Genomic DNA, 23,091 nt, shown 5'->3' with positions numbered 1-23,091 from the left:
AGCCAGGATGCTGTCAAGGTAAAATCACTCTTAAAAGATGAGGGGGTAGTTTTCTTCTCCTTCTATGACGTTACCTTGAACTGCCCCATCTCTTTCCCCATGACCCCCATCTGGTCCGTGAGGTTTGCCACCGCCTGGTCCATGACCTTGCTCGCCTGCAGATTGATGGCTGCCGATTGCTGGATGTTCTCCACCGCCTCAACGATCTGCCCGCTCCCCCGGCTCTGCTCCTCGCTGGCGCTCTTTATCCGGCGGATCATATCGGTTATGTTTTCGGCGGAATGGGCGATGAAATTCCCCACCTTGCTCTGCTCCCTGGTGGAGAGCCGTACCTGGCCGGTGAGCCCTTTCATCCGTTCCGCTGCCCCTGCGATAAGATCGCTCGCCCTGGTCTGCTCCCGAGTGGCAACGGCTATCTGGCCCACCATCTCCGCTATCCGTTCCATTGCCTCCCGAATCATCTGGCTCCCTTTTGCCTGTTCCTCGGTAGCGCGGGCGATGGTTTTTACCTGCTCCGATGACCGATCGACACCACTTACAATCTGGGCCAGTGCCTCGCCCGAAAGCTGGGAGAGCCGTTCTCCCTTGCCTATACTCCGTTCCGCATCGCTGATTGCGGCGACGGCGCGCCGACTCTCTTCCTGGACCGCATTGATGACCAGGGCGATCTCCCGGGTGGAGTTGCTCGTCTGTTTAGCCAGTTCCTTGATCTCGTCGGCTACCACTGCGAACCCCTTACCTTGTTCGCCCGCCTGCGCGGCGATGATGGCGGCATTGAGCGCCAGCAGGTTGGTCTGGTCGGCTACAGAGTCGATAACGGAGAGAATGGCGCCGATGTCCCGGCTCCGGGTCGAGAGCGATTCGATAATCTCCGTAGTGATGCGGGATGCCCGCCGGATATCCGTAATGCCGGATATGGTTGCGTCCACGGCGCTCCGCCCCTTTTCGGCGTCCTGACGCACCGTCTCCGAGATGGCGGCGGTCTCCATGGTATTCTTTTCGACTTCGCGGATGGAGATGTTCATCTGTTCGATGGCACTGGCTGTGGTGGTTGCTTCCTCCATCAGTACGGCCGTACTGGCGCCGATCTGCCTGATGGACGCCGCCATCTGCATAATGGAGGAACTTACCTCTTCCACCGTTGCGTTGAGGGTTTCGGCGGTCAGCGCCACTTCTTCTATGCTCGCCGCCATTTGCAGGGTCGATGACGATGTTTCCGCTGCGGACAGGGAAAGGCTGTCCACGTTGGTTCCCACTTCCCTGATGGTGGCACTGATTTCCATCACTGCTGACGAAGTCTGGGCGACACCGCCGGACTGCAGTTCAGCCGCCCCCACGACCTGCAGGGATGCCTCCCTGATATCGGCTGCTATCTGGCTCAATTTACCGAGGGAGTCGTTTGTCCGTGCGACCATGGCCGATAAGCGATCCGCCATGGAATTGAAGTCGGCGCTCAGTTTTGCCATTTCGTCACCGGAATCGATTACCACCCGTGCGGTAAGGTCCCCCTCTGCTCCGCGATGCAGGGCGTTCACGATCAGCGTGATTCTCCTTGTAATGCTCCGCGTTGTCAGCATGCCGAGCAGAATCGCCATTCCCGCGGACAGGGCAATGACCGCCACGAAGGTCATGGTGGCGTTTCGCTTGATTCTTGCAGATTCCTTGTCGGCCTGGAACATCTGGCCTTCCACCGTGTCGGCCAGGTCATCGATGTCGAGTTTTGCATTTTCACTCGACTCCATAATCTCCTGCCGGGCGAGCGTGTTCAGGGTGTCGTCCGCCAGGGCGTTCTTGGCTGCCTGGTCCACGATGCCAGGCGTGAGGCCCTTGAGGAGTGAGGCCTTGTGCGCCAGAATCCGGTCGGCGACCTTTTCGAACTCAGACCAACTCGTCAGGACCCCCCGTGCCTGCTCTTCGATCCTGCTCCCCTTCTTTGCCGGCGGTACACCCAGCTTCTTATCCCCGTTCAGGATAACGGCAACGTTCTTTTTGAAGAGCTCGTTCTTTTTGCGATAATTTTCCGCATACCTGTCGAAATCGGTTTTTTCGGTCCGGACCAGGGCCGCTTCCACCAGGTTCACCCGGCATGCTTTCTGGTTGGTTTCCATCTGCTGCACCTGTTTCTCCTGTGCCGCCGAGGTTTTCATAATGGCATTCACGTCGGTTCCGACCCTATTGATGGTCCGGATGCCGAAGATGCCCGTTATTGCCACAAAGAAAGCCATCAGGATGAATGCTCCAATAAGCTTGGTGCCAAACGAAATATGTTTCAGCATGTTTTCCCCGTAATTGGATCGGCAGGATAGATGCGAGTGATAAAGTTTCGAATTTGTAATTATACGGTTTGTTGAAAAAAACAAAAGAAATTTCCACGCAACTTGTGGGTGAATATGGGCAGCTGATGAAAAAAAAAGGCGAACCAGAGGTTCGCCCACATTACATACCACGAAGGAACGGATTACCAATCCTCTTTCTGCTTCTCTATCAGCTGGTTGAAGTAGATTTCCGGATTGGTGAGTTTTTTGATCTCGGCATCCGTATAACCGAGTTCCTTGAAATTGAAGACGCCGTTGACCCCATGGCAGTTGATGCAGTTCAGCGCCTTGGCCTTGGTTACCAGATGGTTGCTCCCGAAATAGATGGTCTGCCAGCCGGGGACCGCATTTTTAGCCACTGCGGCCGGGTCTTTCATGCCGAGGGTTCGCGCAGCCGATTCCACGCCGGCGCGGGTATTGCCGTTGGCCATGGGGGGGGCGAAGTCCATGGAGAGGAGCTGGCCGGTTTTTTTGTCATAGAACGCTTTTCCCATGTAGATCTTGAAGGGGTATATCTTGCTCTTGCCGTCCTTGCGACTCCCTTTGGGGCCGATGAAGTGGGGCTCGTTGCGGACGGTCTTGTTGTACCATGCGTAGACCGGCACGGTTTCATTCGCCTCTTTCTTCAGGGTGGTGGGCTCGTAGAAGCCGTCGGACCCTTTCTCCCAGACGGTGAAATCCTTGGCCACGGCGCCGCCTGTCCGGGGGATGTGGCATGTCTGGCAGGCGATTTTCGCGGTATGCCGGTTGTAGTCGGCGCTCTTGTGGGGCTTGTCGCCGTGGCAGTCGCCACAGGCTACCCGCAGGCCGTCATTTGCCCAGTTGTTCGGGTCGAAGCCGGTGGGGATCTTGTGGTTCTTGGTCTTGTGGCAGTCAACACAGACCATCCCCTTGGCGGCATGGGCGTCCGTATCCTTGGAGAAGATGAAACCCCGCTTGACCAGCACTCCCCCGCCGGCAGTTTCATGGCAGACCATGCAGTTCTTCACCGTCGGCTTGCCGATGGCCAGTGCTGCCTTGGTGCTCCGGTCCTGTCCCATGACCACCTGACCCTGCTCGTTCTTGAACGGTTTCCGTTGCCGGAAGTCGTAATCGGTGGAGTGGCAGACCAGGCAGTCGATTGCATTTTCAGCTGCGGGACCAGTACTCCCCACGTCGTTCAGATGATCGCCCGGGTGGCAGGTGTTGCAGCCGGTGAACTTGGACTTCCCATCGGCGTTTTTCGGGATTTCCTTCAGGTTGTTGACAACATCATTGCCGTTGCACATGGTGTAGATCCGGTTTTTCATGCCGTATTCCTTCTTCGGATCCAGATTGTCCACGTTGTCAACCTTGGAGGCATGTTTCCAGTGGACCGTGCCGAGGAATTCCTTGGTCTTGCCGGGATGGCACTCCTCGCAGGTGGCAGGTCCCTTGTAGCCATCTTTCTCGATCTGGCTTTTGCCCGGATGTTCCGCTCCCCATGTGCCGGCTCCCCACAGAACTGCCAGCAGTGCCGAGGCGATTGTTACCGTTCGTTTCATGGTTTCTGCTCCTTCTTTGCGATGGTGTGTGCTGCGCAACCCATTCGTAAAATCAATTTATATAATATATTCAAATAAACGAATTGATTGCCGGAAAAAAATTGCAGCGTATCGGTAATGCACTGCAATTTAAACGTTTAGGGATGAACGCGTGCCGGACCTCAGCAGCCGGCGGTCTTCCTGAAGAGCTTACTTACGTTCTTGCCGTCGATAACCTCGTACTTGCACCTGATTTCATCCCCTTCGACGATGCGGTGGTCCTTGAACTTGTCCAGTGTCAGGTCGTCGTTGATGGTAATCACGACCAGTTTTTCGGTTTTGTTGTCCTTGAGGGTTGCGGTTGCGGTCTTGGCGTCCTTGCCGGCGATGTCGATCTTGGTAATGACACCTACCATCTTGATCTCTTCGGCACTGGCAACACCGCTGAGGGAAAAGATGCCAAGGGCTACGATGGCTACGACGAGCAGTACGGCGACTGATTTCTTCATGGGTATATCTCCTTTTTGCTGTGCTTCCCTGTTACTGAAAAGTTTACATCTTTTAATGTTCATAACAACTACTTGCGGGAAAAAGTTATGGAGCAAGGGGGTGATTTCACCCCCTTGCAACGGTGCAATTAGAACTTCACTTCAAAGGTTGCGTAGACGTTCTGGGCGGATTTCAGCGGTGCGAACATCTGGGCATTCATGGGGCTTGCCGTCAGGTCGGCAATTTTCACCGGAGCGCCAACCCAATTGTTGCTGCCGGTATACTCGAAGTCATAGTACTGGTAGCCAAGACGGAAGAACACCTTGCTCAGGTAGGAGGAGATGGGCTCGAGCTTCAGTTCCTGGATCAGGTAGGCTTCGTAGACATTGCCGCGGGTGCCGAGCTTGCTGGTCCACATGTCGTCCGCAGCCGGGTCGAAGGGCATCCAGTACTTGGAACCATAGTTGTACTCGGCACCAAGTTTGGTGCCGGTCGGCAGATCGTAACGGAGGCCGACATAGGCGGAGTAACCGGTACGGTCAGCGGTTTCGGGACCGTTAACCAGCAGTCCGGCGCCGGAATCGGGTGAACCGGCACCTGCAAGGAGGGCATGCTTGCCATTCGGATGGGTGATGCTCATGCCGGTGCTGGCAAAGAGGGTGAGGCTGCCCGGTCCGACGTTCTTGAGAGTGCTGAGGGCTCCCAGGCCATACCAGTCGATGTCACCCAGTTCGTTACCCACATTGTTGGGATTGTCGAAGATATTGAAGCCCCGGTTCCACTGGAAATCGATCCGGAGCGGGTCGGTGTCCACGGGAACAAGCTGGACGCCGAGCATGTCGGTGTCACGCAGGTTGTTCTTGCTGCTGTAGCCGGCCTCGAATCCGCGACCGTAGCAGACCTTTGCATAGGCACCGGGAAGCGCATCGATGTCCGGTGCCCAGCCGAGGGTCATGCCGTCAAAGGCGTAGTCGACCAGCAGTCCCGGAACGCCCCCGTTGCCCGGGCGCTCGTTGTTCTGCCGGACATGGGTGGGGGAGCCGCCGGTGGAGGGGCGACGGCCGACGGAGAACCAGATCGGCTGGTCGGCGATATTGCTCCAGGTGGCGAAGACCTGGTCTACCCGCAGGGTGTTGTCGCTCGGGACGTGACCGATGGATCCGTCCAGGATGGAATTGCGATCGGCAAAAAAGCCGGCATTGGTAGCCTGGTCGGTGGCGTTGCCCGTCGTCTTGTACATCAACAGACGGGTTGTGACGGTCACGTCCTTGGTGGCCTTGGCTTTCAGGTTGAGGCCGAAACGGTTGGTCATGAGGGTATCGTTCTTCGGTTTGTATCCGGGCATCAGTACCGGCATGGCCGACGGGCCCATGTACTGCCAGTAATCAGGCACCTCGCCGCGCAGCGAGTCGACACGGAACCGGTAGTCGCCACCGATGGTGAGCCATTTGCCAATGGATTTCTCTTCGGTTTTCTTGGTCTGCTGCTTCAGTGCTTCGACTTCCTTGCTCAGGTTGTCGATCTTCTGCTGCAGGTCCTGATCTGCTGCCTGGGCGTACAGCGGAAGCGCGAGGCTTGCCACGGCGGCGCCCGCCATGATGGTGCGGACAAATTTACGCATACGGTCTCCTTTTGTTGAATATGTGGTGTCTTCCCACGAAGTCCTGGAATTCTGCGCGATTTTTTTTGATGGTTACCTCCCTTGTGGTGAAATGTTTGTTGGTTGCATGCCGACCGTCGTTGTTCCGTCCCAGGGGCATTGGCCATAAATTGACTTTCAATGTATATGGAAAAATGAATATGCAAGTGGTGCGCCCAAAAAATGTTGTTGTCGTAAAATCGGCAGGTTGAAGGATTTTGATTTGTTTTAGAACGACGTTTTTTCTTGTATTTCAGCTATTTGGCAGATTGGTGCCGGTTATTTGGCCGTATGCCAGGCGTCCGTATACAATGGGAAATCAGTTGACGTCGGCGGTGAGAATTGCGTAAAATCCAACGATTCTGCTGCAAGGGAGTAATGTGAAACAGGACAAGTTGGTATACGTGGAAACCTTCGGCTGCCAGATGAACGTGAGCGATTCGGAAAAGATCGTCACGCTTCTCAGGGGGCTCGGCTATAATCCCACCTCCGAATCATCCCGGGCGGACCTCATCATCCTCAATACCTGCAGCGTCAGGGCCAAGGCGGAACAGAAGGTCTACAACATCCTCAATAACTACAAGGGATTGAAACGGCAGAACCGCCGCCTCATCCTCGGGGTCGGTGGCTGTGTCGCCCAGCAGGAAGGGGAACGGCTGCTGGCGAAAGTTCCCCATCTCGACCTGGTATTCGGGACGCACAACCTCCATCAGCTTCCCGCCCTGGTACGGGGTGCCGAAGCGGGACAGCGTCAGGCTGAGGTAGCGTTCATCGACACGGAGACCCGCCTCAACCTCTTTCCGGCGGACGAGACGGAGGGGGGTGTCACCCGCTTCGTTACGGTCATGCAGGGGTGCGACAACTTCTGCGCGTACTGCATCGTCCCCCATGTCCGGGGACGGGAGATCAGTCGTCGCTCCGCGGACATTCTGGACGAGATAGCCGCCATGGCCGACAGGGGGGTGAAGGAGGTGACCCTCCTCGGCCAGAACGTCAATTCCTATGGCCTGAAAAGCGAGGGGGAACTGGACTTCGCCGGGCTGCTCCGGAGCGTGGCCGTCATCGACGGCATTGAGCGGATCCGCTTTACCACCTCCCACCCCAAGGACATCTCGCCGGGTCTTATCGCCTGTTTTGCCGAGCTTCCCAAGCTCTGCAGTCATATTCACCTGCCCGCCCAGGCGGGGAGCGATGTGGTCCTGTCGCGGATGGACCGGGGGTACAGCCGTACGGAGTACCTGGCAAAGATTGCAGCCCTGCGCAGTGCCCGACCCGATATCCATATCACCGGCGACATGATCGTTGGTTTCCCCGGCGAAACCGACGCCGATTTCGCCGGGACCCTTTCTCTTCTGGAGGAGGTGCGCTACGCAGATCTTTTCTCCTTCATCTATTCGGCACGTCCCGGCACCAAGGCGGCCGGATTTGACGACGAAGTCCCCCGCGAGGTAAAGCAGGAGCGGCTCCTGCAACTGCAGGACCGCCAGCGGGCCATGACCCTTGAACTGCACCGGAGCCTGGTCGGGAGCAGCCAGGAGGTTCTCGTGGAGGGGGTCAGCAAGCGGGGGGACCAGCTGTACGGCCGCAGTTCCGGCAACCGCATAGTCAATTTTGCCGGAGGGGAAGAGATGATCGGTACGTTTGTCCCGGTTACCATCACCCGGGCATACCAGAACTCCCTCCTGGGAGAGCTTTCGAAGCAGTGACCGTGTCGGGGGTTCGGTTGTACGAGTCCCCGGTCCCGAGTCCCGAATTCCGGATTTTGAGGTTTCCATGTACCATGAAATGACGATTCACGGTTTCACCCTCGACTCACTGGCCCACCGGCCGGTGGTTATCCTGAAGGACAGCCGCAACCGTAACACGGTCCCCATCTGGCTCAATTCCAACGAGGCGGTTGCCATGGCCGCGGAGATCGTTGGCCGTGATCTGGCCAGCCAGCGGAGCGGTGGTGATCTGCTCATGGGGCTTATGGAAAAGCTCTCCATGCAGATATGCCAGGTGGCCATCGAAGGGGTGCAGGATGGCATCTACCGGGCGTCGGTCCGTTTCAGGCTGGACGGGGAGGAGATACGGGTTGACGTGCGCCCCAGCGAGGCGTTCCTGACCTCGCTCAAGTACAAGCTGCCGGTGCATGTTGCCGATGAAGTCGTGCAGCAGGCATCCCGTCTCACCGATGGCGACGACGAGATGGCACAGGAAACCGCTGCCAGCCGTTTCGCGGATTTCCTGGAAAACCTCGATCCTGCGGTAATGGGAAAATATCCCATGTAACCAGCAGGGCGGATGGTGTACCAAACCTCTACCTGTACCTTTACCTTGTAGTTCAAGGGAGTCCCCATGCGCAAAGAATCCTATACCTTTCTTCAGGACCTGCTGGCCGCCCCCAGCCCCTCCGGCTACGAACAGCCCGCCCAGCGGGTATTCCGGAACTACGTCGGCCAGTTTGCCGAGGTCAGCCAGGACGTGCTCGGCAATGTCTACGGAAGCATTCCGTCGAGCGGTGCTGAACACCCGAGAGTTATGCTGGTCGGCCATTCGGACGAGATCGGCCTGCAGGTGAAGTATCTGGACGACAACGGCTTCCTGTATTTCGGCGCCATCGGCGGGGTGGATGCCCACCTGACGCCGGGACAACGGGTCAACATCCATACGATGAAAGGGATGGTGCCGGGAGTTATCGGCAAGAAGCCGATCCATCTCATGGACCCCAAGGACCGGGAGACGGTGGTGAAGCTGGAGAGCCAGTATATCGATATCGGTGCGGCTTCCCGCGCGGAGGCCGAGGCGCTGGTCCGGGTCGGTGACCCGGTGACCTTCGCCGTCGGCCTGGAGCGGTTGCACGGCGACCGGGTGACCTCCCGCGGTTTCGACGACAAGGCGGGAAGCTTCGTGGTGGCGGAGGTGCTGCGCCAGGTGGCGGCTGCCAGGAAAAAGCTGCCGGTTGAACTGGTGGGGGTATCGTCGGTGCAGGAGGAAGTAGGTCTACGCGGCGGTACCACGAGCGCCTACAACGTCAAACCCGATCTCGGCATCTGCGTCGAAGTGGATTTCTGCACCGATCAGCCGGACGTGGACCGGAAGCACAACGGCGATGTGGGACTGGGAAAGGGACCGATCCTCCCCCGGGGGGCCAACATCAATCCTGCTCTGTTCGCACTCCTGGCGGATACCGCCGAAAGGGAGAAAATACCGGTGCAGTTCACCGGCATTCCCCGGGCTACCGGCACCGATGCCAACGTCATGCAGATATCCCGCGGCGGGGTGGCCACCGCCCTGGTGAAGATCCCCCTCCGCTACATGCATACGCCGGTGGAGGTTCTCTCCCTTACCGATCTGGAGCACGCGGTGAAACTGATCACCGCAACCCTTTACCGGATCAAGGACAAGGCCGACTTCGTCCCTTCGTAGTCGGTAACTCTGCCGGTTCAGATGCCGTTATTGCCGGTCCCGGATTCCGGGTCCCGTATCCCGGCTTTAGCCCCATTTAGCTTGACTTGCCCAACTGCCTGTATTAGCCTCTACGGTTAAATTCGAACCATACCAAAGGAGTCTGCGATGCTGGATGAACGTATCCTGGAAGGCCTGACGTTTGACGACGTCCTCCTCGTTCCCGCCCATTCCCAGATATTGCCCCGCGATGTCGATCTTGCCACCCGTCTTACCCGCAACATTCCGCTCAACATTCCCCTCATCAGCGCCGCCATGGATACGGTCACCGAAGCCCGCACTGCCATTTCCATGGCCCGGGAGGGGGGGCTCGGCATCATCCACAAGAACCTCTCCATCGCCGACCAGGCACTTGAGGTGGACAAGGTCAAGAAGAGCGAATCGGGGATGATTGTTGATCCCATCACCATGCGTCCCAACCAGAAGATCCGCGAAGCGCTCGACATGATGGCCAAGTACCGGATCTCCGGCGTCCCTATTACGAAGAGCAACGGCAAGCTGGTCGGCATTCTGACCAACCGGGACCTCCGCTTCGAGACCGACCTGGACCTCCCCATTTCCGCCCGGATGACCAAGCGCAACCTGGTTACCGTGCCGGTAGGGACCACCCTGGAGGAGGCAAAAGAGCATCTCAAGCACACCCGGGTGGAAAAACTCCTCGTCGTGGACAATGACAAGTTTCTCAAGGGGTTGATCACCATCAAGGATATCGAGAAGGTCCGCAAATACCCCAATGCCTGCAAGGACTCCCTGGGTCGCCTGCGGGTCGGTGGTGCGGTCGGGCCGACGGCGGACATGGAGGCACGGGTCGATGCCCTGATCAAGGCGGGGGTTGACGTGATCGTCATCGACACCGCCCATGGCCATTCCCAGGGGGTCATCGACGGGGTCCGCACCATCAAGCAGAACTTTCCGGGAGTCGAACTTATCGCCGGCAATATCGCAACCGCGGCGGCTGCCGAGGCGCTCATCAAGGCGGGCGCCGATGCCATCAAGGTCGGCATCGGTCCGGGTTCCATCTGCACCACCCGGGTTGTTGCGGGGGTAGGCGTTCCCCAGATCACCGCCATCATGGACTGTGCCCGGATCGCCCGCAAGTACGATGTCTCGATTATCGCCGATGGCGGTATCAAGTTTTCCGGCGATCTTCCCAAGGCGATCGCCGCCGGTGCCGATGTGATCATGATCGGCTCACTCTTTGCCGGCACGGAGGAGTCTCCCGGCGACACCATCCTCTATCAGGGGCGCGCCTACAAGAGCTACCGCGGTATGGGCTCCATCGGTGCCATGAAAGAGGGAAGCAAGGACCGCTATTTCCAGAGCGACGTGGAGAGCGATGTCAAGCTAGTTCCGGAAGGGGTCGAGGGGATGGTGCCGCTGCGCGGGCCGCTGTCATCCAATATTCACCAGCTGATCGGCGGGCTCCGGGCCGGCATGGGGTACACCGGCAGCCACAATCTCGTGGATCTGCAAAAGAATGGGCGTTTCATCAAGATTACCGGCGCCGGCCTCAAGGAATCCCACGTCCATGACGTCACCATCACCAAGGAATCCCCCAACTACCAGGTCGGGGGAGAGAAGTAGGCATGGACATTCATAGCGAAAAGATACTCATCCTCGACTTCGGTTCCCAGTACACCCAGCTCATTGCCCGGCGGGTCCGGGAAGCCCATGTCTACTGCGAGCTGCACCCCTTCGACATGGGACTGGATGCCATCCGCGCCTTTGCACCCAAGGGAATCATCCTCTCCGGCGGTCCCAAATCGGTCTACGAGCCGGAGGCGCCGGCGGTGGCGGAGGAGCTTTTCGAACTGGGAGTGCCGGTGCTCGGAATCTGCTATGGGATGCAACTGATGAGCCGTCATTTCGGCGGCGAGGTGGTCCCTGCCGGCAAGCGGGAGTTCGGTCATGCCGACCTGCTCGCATCGGGCCAGCCGGGACCGCTCTTCGAAGGCTTTTTCGTCGAGGGAAAGAGCCCGGTCTGGATGAGCCATGGTGATCATGTTGCCAAGGTGCCGGCCGGCTTCCAGATTGTGGCGCAGACGGCAAACGCGCCGGTCTGTGCCATCCAGGACGTAGCACGCAATCTTTACGGGGTGCAGTTTCATCCCGAGGTCAACCACACCCCCCGTGGCGAGATACTCATCGACACCTTTGTCCGGAAGGTCTGCGGCTGCACCGGCCGCTGGACTCCCGGCCAGATCATCGAGGATGCCGTCGAGCGGATCCGTGGCCAGGTCGGCGCTGAACGGGTCATCCTTGGCCTTTCCGGCGGAGTGGACTCCTCGGTGGCGGCAGCCCTCATCCATCGGGCCATCGGCGACCAGCTTACCTGCGTCTTCGTGGATAACGGCCTGCTCCGTCTCGGGGAGGGGGACCAGGTGATGGCCACCTTCGCCCAGAACCTGGGAGTCAAGGTCATCCGGGTGGATGCAGAGGAACGCTTCCTGGCGGCCCTTGCGGGCGAGTCTGATCCGGAGAAGAAGCGGAAGATCATCGGCAACCTGTTCGTGGATATCTTCGAGGAGGAGTCAAAGCGAATCGAGGATGCCCGGTGGCTTGCCCAGGGGACCATCTATCCCGACGTCATCGAGTCGGCGGGGGCCAAAACCGGCAAGGCCCACAATATCAAGAGCCATCACAACGTGGGGGGACTGCCCGACTACATGACCCTCAAGCTCCTCGAACCCCTGCGGGAGCTGTTCAAGGATGAGGTGCGGGCAATCGGCGAGGAGTTGGGGCTGCCGCACCAGATGGTCTGGCGCCATCCCTTCCCCGGGCCGGGGCTGGGTGTGCGGATTCTCGGCGAGGTGAAGAAAGAGTACGCCGACATCCTGCGCCGGGCTGACGCCATCTACATAGAGGAGCTCTACGCCGCCGGTCACTACGACAAGATCAGCCAGGCCTTTGCTGTCTTTCTGCCGGTGAAGAGCGTCGGTGTCATGGGTGACGGCCGCACCTACGAATACGTCATCGCCCTACGGGCTGTGGAGACGAAGGATTTCATGACTGCCGGCTGGTACCCCCTGCCGTACGAGGATATGGCCCGCATCAGCGGCCGGATCATCAATGAGGTGAAGGGGGTTAACCGGGTGGTGTATGATATTAGCTCAAAACCACCCGCCACCATAGAATGGGAGTGATGCGGGCGCGGATTTCCGGAACCTGGCGGCGTTGGGCTGCCGGTCCCTTTCGTGCGGCGTAGCGTCGCTACGCCTCCTCAGGGACCTTTGCCCGCCTTGCCAGAACCCGAAACTCCACGCCCGTTAGGGCTTATTATCATTTTTTCAAGACATGAAATTTTCAAAGGGGTGGTCAGTCATGACTGCTCTTTTTTTTGGCGAGGCTATGACAGAAATAAAACTGATAATTTTCGATCTGGACGGGACCCTCGTCGATTCCCTGGATGACCTGACCGATGCCACCAACCACATGCTTGCCCTTGCCGGGCGGCCGGCGTTGACCCGGGAAGGGGTGCGGCAGCTGGTGGGGCAGGGGGCGCGCAGGCTGGTGGAACGGGCGCTGATCAACGGGACGGAGGACGAGGTGGAGCAGGGGATAAACGCCTTCTTGACGTATAACGGGGCGCACCTGGCGGATCGGAGTCACCCCTATCCCGGTGTGCGGGAGACGCTGGATGCGTTGCAGGGAAGAGGTCTTCCCCTTGCGCTCATTTCTAACAAGAACGTCGCGCTCTGTCGAGGCCTCCTCAAGGTTCTGGGTCTCGACGGCTATTTTGCCGCGGTGCTCGGCGCCGATTCCCTCCCCTTCCGCAAACCGTCACCGGAACCGCTCTTCAAACTTCTCCGTGATTTCAGCACTTCGCCCACCACTGCGATCATGGTGGGTGACAGCGTCAACGACGTGGCGGCCGGCCGGGGTGCCGGGGTGGTCACTGTCGGCTGTACCTACGGTTATGGCGACCTTGCGGAGTTGCGGGATGCCGATTATCGGATTGACGAGTTGCCTCAGCTGTTGAAACTGCCGTTCTTTAATTGATCCGATCATAAAATGCTTTATCCCCTAATCACAGCCCGCTATCGCGGGCTTTTTTGTTGCCTGACGATACCGTGCGGGGTAAGCTTGCACCATGGAAGAAGATAAGCTCATTACGCTGCTTAGCCGTGACGACATCCGCCTGCTGGCCCAGTTGGCGACGGATTGCAGGGTGGAAGTCTATCTGGTCGGGGGAGGGGTGCGGGACCTCCTGCTGGATCGTCCCAGCCAGGACCTTGATTTTGCCCTCGACGGCGAGTGTGCCGAACTGCCGCGACGCTTCGCCGTCGCTGCCGGCGGGACGTTTTTCTGGCTGGACGAGGTGCGTAGACATGGGCGGGTGGTACTGGGTAGAGGGGAAGGCCGGATGAGCTATGATTTCGTACTGCTTCAAGGCGGGACAATCGAGCAGGACCTTCTGCTCCGCGACTTCACCATCAATGCCCTGGCGTTGCTGGTGGTGCCTGCCGGGGATGGGATCATCGACCTGCAGAGCGGGATGGCCGATCTGCAACGGGGGATCATCCGGACCTGTTCCCCCCGCACCTTTGCCGACGACCCGGTGCGGCTCGTCCGGGCGTTCCGCTTTGCGGCCACCCTGGGGTTCACTCTGGCCGATTCGACGCGGGACGAAATCCCACACAATGCACACCTCCTCGAGCAGGTGGCGGCGGAGCGGGTGCGGGACGAGCTATTCCGTATACTGGACGTGCCGGCGAGCCTCCCCTTTATTCGCCAGCTGGCTGCAACCGGTCTGCTTCCCCGGATTGTGGGGACTGGCTACACGGGAGCGATCGCGCCCTCGTTTGACAGGATGGGGGCGCTGGAGCAATTGCTGGCGGAACTGGAACGACATTTCCCTGCCGATCACGGCCAGCTGGCGGGATATTTGGAATATCAGGTTGAGGATGGTATAACCGTGCACTCCCTCCTCAAAATGTCCGCATTTACAGGTTCGGTCGGGAGTGAAAAAGTGGCGGCCCTGGCGGTGAAGCTGCGACTTGGCAACCGCTCCCGGCGCGTGCTTCAGCAGCTCTGTCGCCCACAATTACCTGTCGGCCTGCTGTTGCCGCCGGAATTGCAGACTTCCCGTGCCATGTACCGCTTGTTCCGGGACGAGAGTCCGGCGGGACTGGCTCTGGTTCTCCTCGCCCTGGCTGGCGGTGTCGTTACCCGTGAGGCCGCTCGCCGGTTCGTGGGGTATTACTGCCGCGAGTACGACGCGGAAGGGGATGACCTCTACCTCACCGGTGCCGCTATCATGACCCTCCTCGGCACCGGCCCGGGCCCGCACGTCGGAGCCGCAGCGGCCCGTCTGCGGGAGGCGGAGAGCCGCGGGATGATCAACAGCAGGGGGGAGGCGGAGGAGTTTCTCCGGAAAAATCAGTTGACAAAACCGGCGCCGTTGGGCTAAAAGTAACACTCTCATTGAGCGGGAATAACTCAGTGGTAGAGTGTCAGCTTCCCAAGCTGAAGGTCGCGGGTTCGAATCCCGTTTCCCGCTCCAGATAACTACAAGGAATCCTTCGGGATTCCTTTTTTATTGCCCCGACTTTCACCAAAACTTTCACTAAAAAGTTTTTAATGGGAGTACGGGGCTTCTCGTTTCTTCGATAATGACTTGGTGAAAGCCAGGTTGAACCATCATGCCAGGATAAGCCAGGAGGTGGGGCGGTTGCTTTGCTTTCCCCTCCACGAAGTCCCTGCCGAAGTATTCCAGGATCAGCCAGAAATCCTCTTCCAGCCCTTCGATGTAATCCCCGTATACCTCATAGACCATCTTCTTTGATCCATGCCCCATGAGCCGCACCAGACGGTTAGGATCAACCCTGAGGGTTAACGCCCAGGCCGCGAAGGAATGGCGCAGGGAATAGGGTACCTTGTCGGTGATCCTGCTTTCCCTGGCAGCCCTGGCCCAGACACTTTTGAGGAAGTTTGACGGCCTGAAGGTTGATCCATTCTCAGTGGTGACGAGCAGTTCCCCGGTTGATCTTTCCTGAAGGATGTCGAGCCGCTTGCGGACCGCCTGGGTGATGGGGATTTTCCTGATCCGGTAGACGGTCTTCGGGGTGTCGTGCTCTTTGCCCCTCACGATGGTATGTTGCACCAGGATGTAATCGGGGCGAATGTCGCTTTTCCGAAGTCCCGCAATCTCCGAATTGATCATGCCGGTAAGGAGCATCAATTCCACCACCGGCTGGTACCAGGGATCGACGTGCTTGAGGAATTCCAGCCATTCGCCAAAGCGGAATCCTTCCCGACGTTTGGCCGGAGTTTTGGGAAGGTGCTTCTTGAGATTGCCGAAGGGGTTATGGAGTACCCAGCGGAATTGATCACAGGCATCATTCCAGATGGTGCGAAGGGGAATGAGGATGTTCTTTGCCCTGGCCTTGGAAAGCGGTTGCCCCTTCTTGGCCCCTTTCTTCCACTTCATGGAGTTGATGAACTTTTGCAGTTCCACCCCGCTGATCTGGAAGAAGGTCATCTCCTTGAAGTACGGCACCAGCCAGTAATCGATTATCAGCCGGTAATCGTCCTTCTTGGTTCCTTCGGGGTAGTGGTTCCAGACGTTTTCATACCACTCCTGGATGTAATGCCCGAAGATGATGTCCCGTGGTTCCGGTGCATACTGCCATCCCTCCAGCTTGGCGAAGTAGGCCTTTTCCTCTTCCGGTGCGCCGGGGAATGCTTCGGCAAAAATAAGCTTTCCCGCATCCCGTCGCTCGATGATCCGATCCAGCCACAGCCGGACTTTTTCCCGGTTCTTTCGGGTGTCGTTCAGTCCGGTGGTTTTCTCCACGCGCCGGTTGAAGTAGTAGAAGAGGATATACAGCTTCCGTGAGCCAGGTTTCCTGATGATGGTTCCCTGTTTCTTCTCCTCGTTGTCAAAGAGCAGTACATCCAGGTGGTGGTTAGTACGCTTCATGGTGTTCTCCATTCCGCTGTCCACATTCCCACCTGCCATAGTCCGAGAAAAACATAGCACAATTCAAAACGCATTTCAGTACTCCCAATTGATGGGGTTGGATTTTTGTTGCCGGATCGGTACGGGAGAAGGCTTGACCGGTTTGGTCTCTGCCGATCCCTCCAGAAGTTCGCCGATCATTTCCGCACTCCAGATGAAACGCAGAATTCGCCCCCGTTTGAAGTAATGCTTTCCTTGCGCGAGAACTCCTTTCTGCATCCAGGTGAAGAGGGTGGCGCGAGATACCTGGAGACGTTCGGAAAGTTGCTCCACGGTCAGGATTTCGCAGGAAGAAAGGGGATCGTTCATGACAGCCTCTCATTGATTACCCGATTGAAAGCCGCCTCTTCCGCTTCCTCATCCATGAGCCGACCATCTTGGATCAATCGCCCAAGATATTCCCGGTATTGTTCCATCTCCTGAGGGGTTAACGATTTAAGGGAAGTCTCTCTGTCATATTCGCACATAAGACCCCCTCAGAACGGCAGATCATCGGAAGAGTTATCGGGATGGGCCGCATCCACTTCCTCTTCGAAGTCGATCCGCTTCATGGGTTTCTCCAGGGCATGGAGGAACCTTTCAGAAAGTTCCTTAGGTACTCCCTTTGTGGTGCGGAGCATCCCCTTTTTATCCCGCCATACCCGTGATCTTCTCGGTGCCGGTATGGATAACCCGAAGTCTGTTACCTTGCCGCCATTGTTCTCTATGTCCCAATAGAACTCACGCTTGACCTTGCGGAAGGCCTCTCTTCGATCTTCACCGGCAAAGCGAATCTTCTGCGGCCGTATCTGATCCAGAAGGTTTTGCGTCATCCCATAGCGTTTGCCTTCAATTGGACAGTGCCCCTTGCTCATGTATTTGAGCATGTACTTTGCCGCGTGTTCCTGGTTTGTGATCCTCTTGACGTTGACGCTATTTGCCGCCTGACCCCAGATCATGACCAGCCACTGAACGGGAATGAAGGGCTGATCCACCAGGATGTGGAAGTGAATGTTCTTGGTGTTCAACTCCTGGATTTCGGCTGTCCAGATGTAGCTGAGTTCGTTCTTTGCCGTTTCCGCCTTTTCCGCTTTCCGGTCATACTTCCTTTTGACCGTATTGAGGAACCGCTTGAACTTCTCCTTGGCCCACAACTGATCCACATGGCCCGCTTCATCCAGTTGGGACTGTTTGGGATCAAAGGTCAGGGTGATGAACAGGCGAAAGGTAGTCAAGCCACTCTCCACAGCACGCCTGATCGTCTTTCGTGCCTGTCTGGTGAATTCCTGTGAAACGATCCGTTCTTTCTTCCTGGGCAGTGATCTTCGACCCGTCCGGAAAAAGCCGCCGGTAATCTCACCACTCGGAAAGATGTTGATACAGGCACCCCGACTTGAAGTGCTTTCCGCTTCCCATTTCTTGAGAAGTTCTTGTGCCTCTTCTGTCAGACTTATCGAACTATTATTAAATTCAAGAGGCGGAGGCGGGAAGTACTCTTCCAGGCCGGGGAGGGTGGGGTGGTGTTCTTTCGGGGTTTCCGGTTCTGCCGGCCCGGCAGTGTTGCCGGATGCACCGGCATACCCAGCCGAGCCGGTGGAGCCGTTTTGATTATTTTGTGGGATTATGTTGAGATCATTGTTGCAAACCATGTACAACTCCTTTCTGTGCGCTATGCACAATGGGAATTGCCTTTGGCTTGCTACTGCGATTAGTCGGTTGGCTGGCTACTAGGCGTGAATTGAGTCGTCAAGTGGACGCTATTGAATATCTACCACTTGACGACTTTGGAGTTAGTTTTCAATGTTTTTACTCATCCTTGTTGATAAAGATTCCGTTCTTGTCACTTGACAGTACCAGCTTGTAACAGCGCTTTACCCCCGAGATGCCCTTGAAGATTATCTTCAAATGATAGTGTTGATAATCGAGCATCAAGACTTGTTGGCCGTTCATGTTATTCACCTCCTTTCTTCTGGTATTTTTTTCGCCAGTCCTTAGACGGTAGTAGAAAATCATCGTCCAGATCAGCTTTAGTGCCTTGCGCTTCCTTCTTCACCGTTTCGACACCTTCAACTTTTTCCCTTTCCTCTAGTTCCTTTGCCCACGCCTTGCATTCACTGTAGGGAATAAAGCCATAAGGTCTGCCGCCTTCTTCAAGCGTTTTGCGGCCTTTTATCCATTTGCTGTCAGTAACGATGCTGAAGAAAAAACCGGTCAAGCGCCCTTCTTTCAATCGCTTATGGACTCCCGCCCTGGTTGCGTAGGTGTAAAGGGATGCTCCGCCCGGAGAGACAGCTCCTTCTTCAGCACAGATTTCAAAAACGGCATCATTCCAGAGACGGAATGCAGACCTGTCACCTATGGCCTTATACATACGAGTGCCAGGATCGGGAGTGCCGATGATCTCCTTAAAGCGTTCGGGGATTTCGATAAAGGGGAATTCTTTTTTCATGTGCCACCTCACTTAGTTGACTTTATGGCAACCATAAATCATGAGTTTACGTAATGTCAACAAAAAAGTTTACGTATTGTCAACAGTACTACTGGGCGGGGATTAAATGGGGTAGGTATAAAAGGGTGAAGGAGAGGGGCTTTATTGGGGTAAGAGATGAAAGAGGATTGCATAACGGCGGAGCGAAGCGGAGACCGTCTGCCGCGCTGGGTTGTGGCATTAGAGTCGTTCGTCTAACTTGTAGAACAGCAGGCTTGTTACAAACAGGTGGTGGATCGCTCTTATATCGTCAATCACGATATTGTCATGTGCTTTGGGGTTTCGGATTCCTGCGATAGCCCCGGCGTACAAGTCCATGTAGCCCTGCTGGATGTTGCGGCCAGTTTGTTCGGTCAAGTCGCCTAATTGAATAATCGGAGCTGTGTGAGCGAAGGCCTTCCGCATCAGCGGGACACCGTCAAGCTCTTCTCCTGTCTTTGTTTTGTAGATTTTTTTCACCTGAACATTTAATGCCTTTAAGGCCGATTCTACTGCATCTGCATAATGACCACTTTCAAACCGCTGTCTAGCCACACCTATAACGGAAGGGTGCAACATGTCCCAGAAGTCAAAGGAGGCAACTTTTACTTCTTGATCACCTTTGGCCCATGGGAAGGCATTTCCGCATTCAGGACAAAAATCAGGTCTGGGAGGAAAGTTGACCGGTTGGCTATTTGTTAGATATACAGGAGAGCTAAAGGAGTTTTGCAAAGCCGTATTACAGGCTTCACAAGCGGGGATATATGATTCTCCGCATTGTTGACACTTTTTCCTAGAAATAATGCCATCGTGGGAGTAGAGCATGTGGCCATTTCTGCAGTATTGGTAGGTAAATGTGTAAACTCTTCTTATCATTCTGTTGCTCCATGACGTCACAAGGCGCACCGGCAAAGCGTAGCGAAGACCGCGTGCCGCCGCGGGTTGGGCGCTACTTATTTCTCATCACTTGTACAGATTACTTGTAGCATTGTACAATTTTGCTATGTGTTCACTGTTGTCCCATTCCTGCTTGGTTATAGCAACCAGCTTTCTCACTTTGTCAGGACTGACAGCTACAAGCTCATTGTTGAAAGCAACCGCAAATGATAGCTTACCATTGTAAGCTTCAGGAACTAGTTCGAACGGAACGCGATTTTCGTTGAAACCAAACAACTGATTGAAGGACGGCTGATATATGTGAAACAAAAGGCTACCCAATTCCTTAGAATGCTCTGCTTTTAATCCGAGTCCACCATACATGACTCCTGGATCTTGATCATTTTCAAACCTACCAAAATTACATTTCAACAATTCACTGCTGTATGCTTTAACTATTCCATTGCCTGCTTCAAATACCCCCGCAACATTTAATTGATAATATAGCGGGTTGCCTTGGTATTTATATTTTCCAGAAGAATCTTGGGTGGTTCCATACATTTTTATCTCATTTAAATTGATGTCAAAATTGTTTGGATTTTCTACTTTCAACACACCCTTCAGAGTAAACTTCGGATATTTTGTATCTCTGGTATTTCCGTCATCGAAGACTACAGCAGGCATGAAGCCCTCAATAACCAATTTGGGTTTACTAAAAAATAAGGTCTTAATGCCAGGAACACCGCCGAAGGCACCTAATACACCAGTAATGATTGAGACTCCTAACGCCCACAGACTAATCTTTGTTGCTGTATCCATTGCATATTCCTTTAAAAGATGATCTGCCCAACGTGGTGAGGCGCAGCGGCTTGTCCGTCTGCCGCCGATTGTTAGCCGAGACTTCTGCTCCTAAGAAGATGCTAAAACTGTGCACCAATAGTGGTCGTCCTCTGCTGGCGTAATCCCTTTTCAGACATCAGCTTTCAAGGGTCCATCCCCATAGCAGTTACCATTTCTTCCCAGTTCGGGTTCTTTTTATCACAGTCTTTACACACAGTTATTCCCCCATTATCATCAACCTTCATTGATAAGACGGGGAATTTCTTGCCACAGAAATAGCAACTATCCTCAACTTTTTCTAAGGCTGCTAAAACCTTTTCAGTTAGTTCGATAGCCTCTTGTGCCTCATCTTTGGATATTTTTCTTTCTGCATGTACCGCAGAATTTCTAGCTTTGCGAACGGAAACAAGTTCATCAATCTGTGATTTGTTCAAGATGTTCTTTTTTACAGCTGCATCAAGAAGGTTCTGCATTGTCCTCGGGTTAGGGGCATGTCCTAATACCTCGAACATTTTCAACAATCCTATTTCAACAGCTTTCCAAGACTCTGTAACTGATAGATCATAATATCCATCATTGAAGAGCTGCTTCGATCTCGACAAAAATTGATTTTCCTCAAGTTCTAGACGTTCAACCCTCGCCTTTTTGTCTCGCTTGGTAAATGCAGACACAATGATAGATGAAATTAAACTGGAGATTAAACCCAAAACGCCAGATGACCCATATTCAATAATTTGGGCAAAGATAGGGGATTTCATGGCTGTCACAACATATTCAGATACAAGTGATACCGGGTATAACAATATGAACAGCGGGGGGGAGACTAAAGCAATTGCATAAAGTAGATGCCCGATCTTGTTCATAATTTCAAAAAACTTGCCTTCGCTTATGAGCCCCACACCATAAAAATATACAGATGAGCTGAGTAAGCCACAAAAAAGGAGGTATATAAAATCTACTGAAATCGAAAATCCAAAAAGGGGGTAAGAGTTACTTCCAAATTTCTGTACCAGCGGAGTTACAGAAAACATCGCTGCTAGAAGTGCAAGAACGAACGGGATTTTAATTTTAGTGAATTCAGTCATAATTGTTTGTCCATTAAGCTAACGGCTTGAGGGTCTGCTGTGTAGCGAAGCGGAAACATCAGTACCCGAGAGTTGGGCTTGCTCCACCTATCTGATTAGCATCCGAATGTCATCAACTTTAACATTGCAAAATTGTAAGATCGTGACTATTGAAGCGAGTAGAATTATCAAAGCAGCTATAAGCTTATAGAGTTTGCCGAACAATGACATTTCTAACTTTCCTGGGTCAAAACCAGCGAACTTAGCAATTTGAAAAGGGACTTTAATAATTCTACCAACCCAATAAAATGGATTGATGATGCGCTCCTTGTATTCCTTCTGGAATAATCGATATGTCCCAATCCCCTTATCGAGCATGTCAAAAAGAACTTCTTCAGACACGTCGTACTGATCCAAATTATACATATTCGCTAGTAAATCAACATTCCCTGCCATGCCGCCGATTATAGGAGGTGGTGTATAGAAGATCGATGTCGATACACCGCAGTTACGAACGTATCTTGAAACCACTGGCACCTTCAAATTCAAATTCTCTCGAAGTTGCCTTTTTTCTTCATGCTCTGCCAGCGGAAGTCGCTCTTGCCGTTGCAAAAAGACAAAGCGCCTCAGCATTTGCTTAAATTCCGTAATTTCCTGGATTTCTGGGTCAAACCTATCGAGTATCTTCATTTATTTCTCTTAGCACAACGGGGTTGGCCTTGACCGGCGGCATCAGCCGTCCGTGTCTGAGGCCATGGTTGGCCGCTGTTCCTTCCTATTTTTCAAAAATTATTGAAAAAAGAAGTGCTATTGCTGTCAGATAAATAATCAAAGTAAAGATCAATAAATTGCTCTTGTCGCTTACTAGCCTAAACATCAGGATGATGTCCCCAACTTTTCGCCAGGTTTCGCTTTTTTCGTAGTTCTTGTATGCGAGCAAATTGATAGTTCCGATAACGAAAGAAAACACGCACAACAACAACTTAATGGATAGTGACATCGTGGCAACCTTAATTTCGTTGAATCTAGATTCGATCCGATTTTCAATTTCTTGTACTGGTCAACTAGCGACTATGCCGCAGCGCTTTTAATCTTTAATTTATTCTATTTTTCACCCAAATAACAAAAAAAGTGTTGCAGCAGCGACACATTTCGCACCTAATTTGCTATATAATCCCCCAATATTGGGTGGATATACCGCAACTGCATAATTCCGGATAATTTTATGTAGGACATTTTTAAGACAAATAACATGAAGCAATATATATTTAAATTTATCTTGGAATCAATGACTTTCACCCAGCTTTCACCAAACGGCTTGACTTTGGATAGATTTTACTAGATTATTTTGGACTGTGGCAGGTGGGGTATATGGACTAGCTATCTGAAATTATTTACGAATTAAGCCTTTAAGTGCTCTGGTCGGGCAGGCTTCGAATCCCGTTTCCCGCTCCAAAATAGCTAAGTAGTTTCAGTAGGATGCAGCTGAAACTTTAAAACTGTCCCCGG

Annotated in this window: 20 protein-coding genes and 1 tRNA gene; 8 read left to right on the top strand and 13 right to left on the bottom strand. The window is 54.4% G+C overall.

Features of this window, described 5'->3' with window-relative positions; all coding sequences use genetic code 11:
* Nucleotides 1-62: 62 nt before the first annotated feature.
* The 4 genes from KI810_RS13930 to KI810_RS13915 all read right to left on the bottom strand — a co-directional run bounded on the left by KI810_RS13930 (nt 63) and on the right by KI810_RS13915 (nt 5,927).
* Nucleotides 63-2,276: a methyl-accepting chemotaxis protein gene (locus KI810_RS13930; RefSeq protein WP_214176173.1), complete on the bottom strand. Its 2,214-nt coding sequence runs from the start codon at nt 2,274-2,276 to the stop codon at nt 63-65.
* A 182-nt stretch (nt 2,277-2,458) separates the two neighbouring features.
* Nucleotides 2,459-3,838, bottom strand: coding sequence for a cytochrome c3 family protein (locus KI810_RS13925; RefSeq protein WP_214176172.1), 1,380 nt, complete (start codon nt 3,836-3,838; stop codon nt 2,459-2,461).
* Between the two features lie 161 nt (nt 3,839-3,999).
* The gene (locus tag KI810_RS13920; RefSeq protein WP_214176171.1) at nt 4,000-4,326 is read right to left on the bottom strand and encodes a hypothetical protein; all 327 of its coding nucleotides are present in this window, start codon (nt 4,324-4,326) and stop codon (nt 4,000-4,002) included.
* Nucleotides 4,327-4,454: 128 nt separating this feature from the next.
* Nucleotides 4,455-5,927 (bottom strand): DUF3373 domain-containing protein, encoded by a 1,473-nt coding sequence (locus KI810_RS13915; RefSeq protein WP_214176170.1) that lies wholly within the window; start codon nt 5,925-5,927, stop codon nt 4,455-4,457.
* A gap of 398 nt (nt 5,928-6,325) precedes the next feature.
* On the opposite strand from KI810_RS13915, the gene miaB reads away from it, so the two are divergent.
* From miaB to KI810_RS13875, 8 genes are all read left to right on the top strand, one after another.
* Nucleotides 6,326-7,651 (top strand): tRNA (N6-isopentenyl adenosine(37)-C2)-methylthiotransferase MiaB, encoded by a 1,326-nt coding sequence (gene miaB, locus KI810_RS13910; protein ID WP_214176169.1) that lies wholly within the window; start codon nt 6,326-6,328, stop codon nt 7,649-7,651.
* A 67-nt stretch (nt 7,652-7,718) separates the two neighbouring features.
* Nucleotides 7,719-8,219: a bifunctional nuclease family protein gene (locus KI810_RS13905; RefSeq protein WP_214176168.1), complete on the top strand. Its 501-nt coding sequence runs from the start codon at nt 7,719-7,721 to the stop codon at nt 8,217-8,219.
* Between the two features lie 66 nt (nt 8,220-8,285).
* Complete coding sequence (locus tag KI810_RS13900; RefSeq protein WP_214176167.1) at nt 8,286-9,356, top strand: M42 family metallopeptidase; 1,071 nt, start codon at nt 8,286-8,288, stop codon at nt 9,354-9,356.
* Nucleotides 9,357-9,503: 147 nt separating this feature from the next.
* A complete protein-coding gene (gene guaB, locus KI810_RS13895) occupies nt 9,504-10,979 on the top strand; it encodes an IMP dehydrogenase (protein WP_214176166.1) in 1,476 nt (491 codons plus the stop codon).
* Between the two features lie 2 nt (nt 10,980-10,981).
* On the top strand, nt 10,982-12,538 hold the full coding sequence (gene guaA, locus KI810_RS13890; RefSeq protein ID WP_214176165.1) for a glutamine-hydrolyzing GMP synthase: 1,557 nt from the start codon (nt 10,982-10,984) through the stop codon (nt 12,536-12,538).
* 178 nt (nt 12,539-12,716) lie between these two features.
* Nucleotides 12,717-13,394: an HAD family hydrolase gene (locus KI810_RS13885; protein WP_246525677.1), complete on the top strand. Its 678-nt coding sequence runs from the start codon at nt 12,717-12,719 to the stop codon at nt 13,392-13,394.
* Between the two features lie 91 nt (nt 13,395-13,485).
* On the top strand, nt 13,486-14,805 hold the full coding sequence (locus KI810_RS13880; protein ID WP_214176164.1) for a tRNA nucleotidyltransferase/poly(A) polymerase-related protein: 1,320 nt from the start codon (nt 13,486-13,488) through the stop codon (nt 14,803-14,805).
* 18 nt (nt 14,806-14,823) lie between these two features.
* A tRNA-Gly gene (locus KI810_RS13875) sits at nt 14,824-14,898 on the top strand.
* Between the two features lie 63 nt (nt 14,899-14,961).
* Here the strand turns inward: KI810_RS13875 and KI810_RS13870 are convergent.
* The 9 genes from KI810_RS13870 to KI810_RS13830 all read right to left on the bottom strand — a co-directional run bounded on the left by KI810_RS13870 (nt 14,962) and on the right by KI810_RS13830 (nt 22,272).
* Nucleotides 14,962-16,317, bottom strand: coding sequence for a site-specific integrase (locus KI810_RS13870; RefSeq protein ID WP_214176163.1), 1,356 nt, complete (start codon nt 16,315-16,317; stop codon nt 14,962-14,964).
* Between the two features lie 75 nt (nt 16,318-16,392).
* The gene (locus KI810_RS13865) at nt 16,393-16,665 is read right to left on the bottom strand and encodes a helix-turn-helix domain-containing protein (protein WP_214176162.1); all 273 of its coding nucleotides are present in this window, start codon (nt 16,663-16,665) and stop codon (nt 16,393-16,395) included.
* 167 nt (nt 16,666-16,832) lie between these two features.
* A complete protein-coding gene (locus tag KI810_RS13860) occupies nt 16,833-17,984 on the bottom strand; it encodes a rolling circle replication-associated protein (protein ID WP_214176161.1) in 1,152 nt (383 codons plus the stop codon).
* A gap of 157 nt (nt 17,985-18,141) precedes the next feature.
* A complete protein-coding gene (locus KI810_RS13855; RefSeq protein WP_214176160.1) occupies nt 18,142-18,285 on the bottom strand; it encodes a hypothetical protein in 144 nt (47 codons plus the stop codon).
* A gap of 1 nt (nt 18,286) precedes the next feature.
* Nucleotides 18,287-18,784, bottom strand: a complete 498-nt coding sequence (locus KI810_RS13850) for a hypothetical protein (protein WP_214176159.1) — start codon at nt 18,782-18,784, stop codon at nt 18,287-18,289.
* A gap of 219 nt (nt 18,785-19,003) precedes the next feature.
* On the bottom strand, nt 19,004-19,678 hold the full coding sequence (locus tag KI810_RS13845) for a TIGR02391 family protein (RefSeq protein WP_214176158.1): 675 nt from the start codon (nt 19,676-19,678) through the stop codon (nt 19,004-19,006).
* A gap of 87 nt (nt 19,679-19,765) precedes the next feature.
* A complete protein-coding gene (locus tag KI810_RS13840) occupies nt 19,766-20,497 on the bottom strand; it encodes a hypothetical protein (RefSeq protein WP_214176157.1) in 732 nt (243 codons plus the stop codon).
* 164 nt (nt 20,498-20,661) lie between these two features.
* Nucleotides 20,662-21,603, bottom strand: coding sequence for a HEPN domain-containing protein (locus KI810_RS13835; protein WP_214176156.1), 942 nt, complete (start codon nt 21,601-21,603; stop codon nt 20,662-20,664).
* A gap of 87 nt (nt 21,604-21,690) precedes the next feature.
* On the bottom strand, nt 21,691-22,272 hold the full coding sequence (locus KI810_RS13830; RefSeq protein ID WP_214176155.1) for a hypothetical protein: 582 nt from the start codon (nt 22,270-22,272) through the stop codon (nt 21,691-21,693).
* Nucleotides 22,273-23,091: the final 819 nt, after the last annotated feature.

The sequence above is a fragment of the Geomobilimonas luticola genome, assembly GCF_018476905.1.
In the GTDB taxonomy this organism is placed as follows: Bacteria; Desulfobacterota; Desulfuromonadia; order Geobacterales; family Geobacteraceae; genus Geomobilimonas; species Geomobilimonas luticola.
Note: the sequence above shows the minus strand (reverse complement) of the source record. Positions and strands in the feature narration are given on the sequence as shown.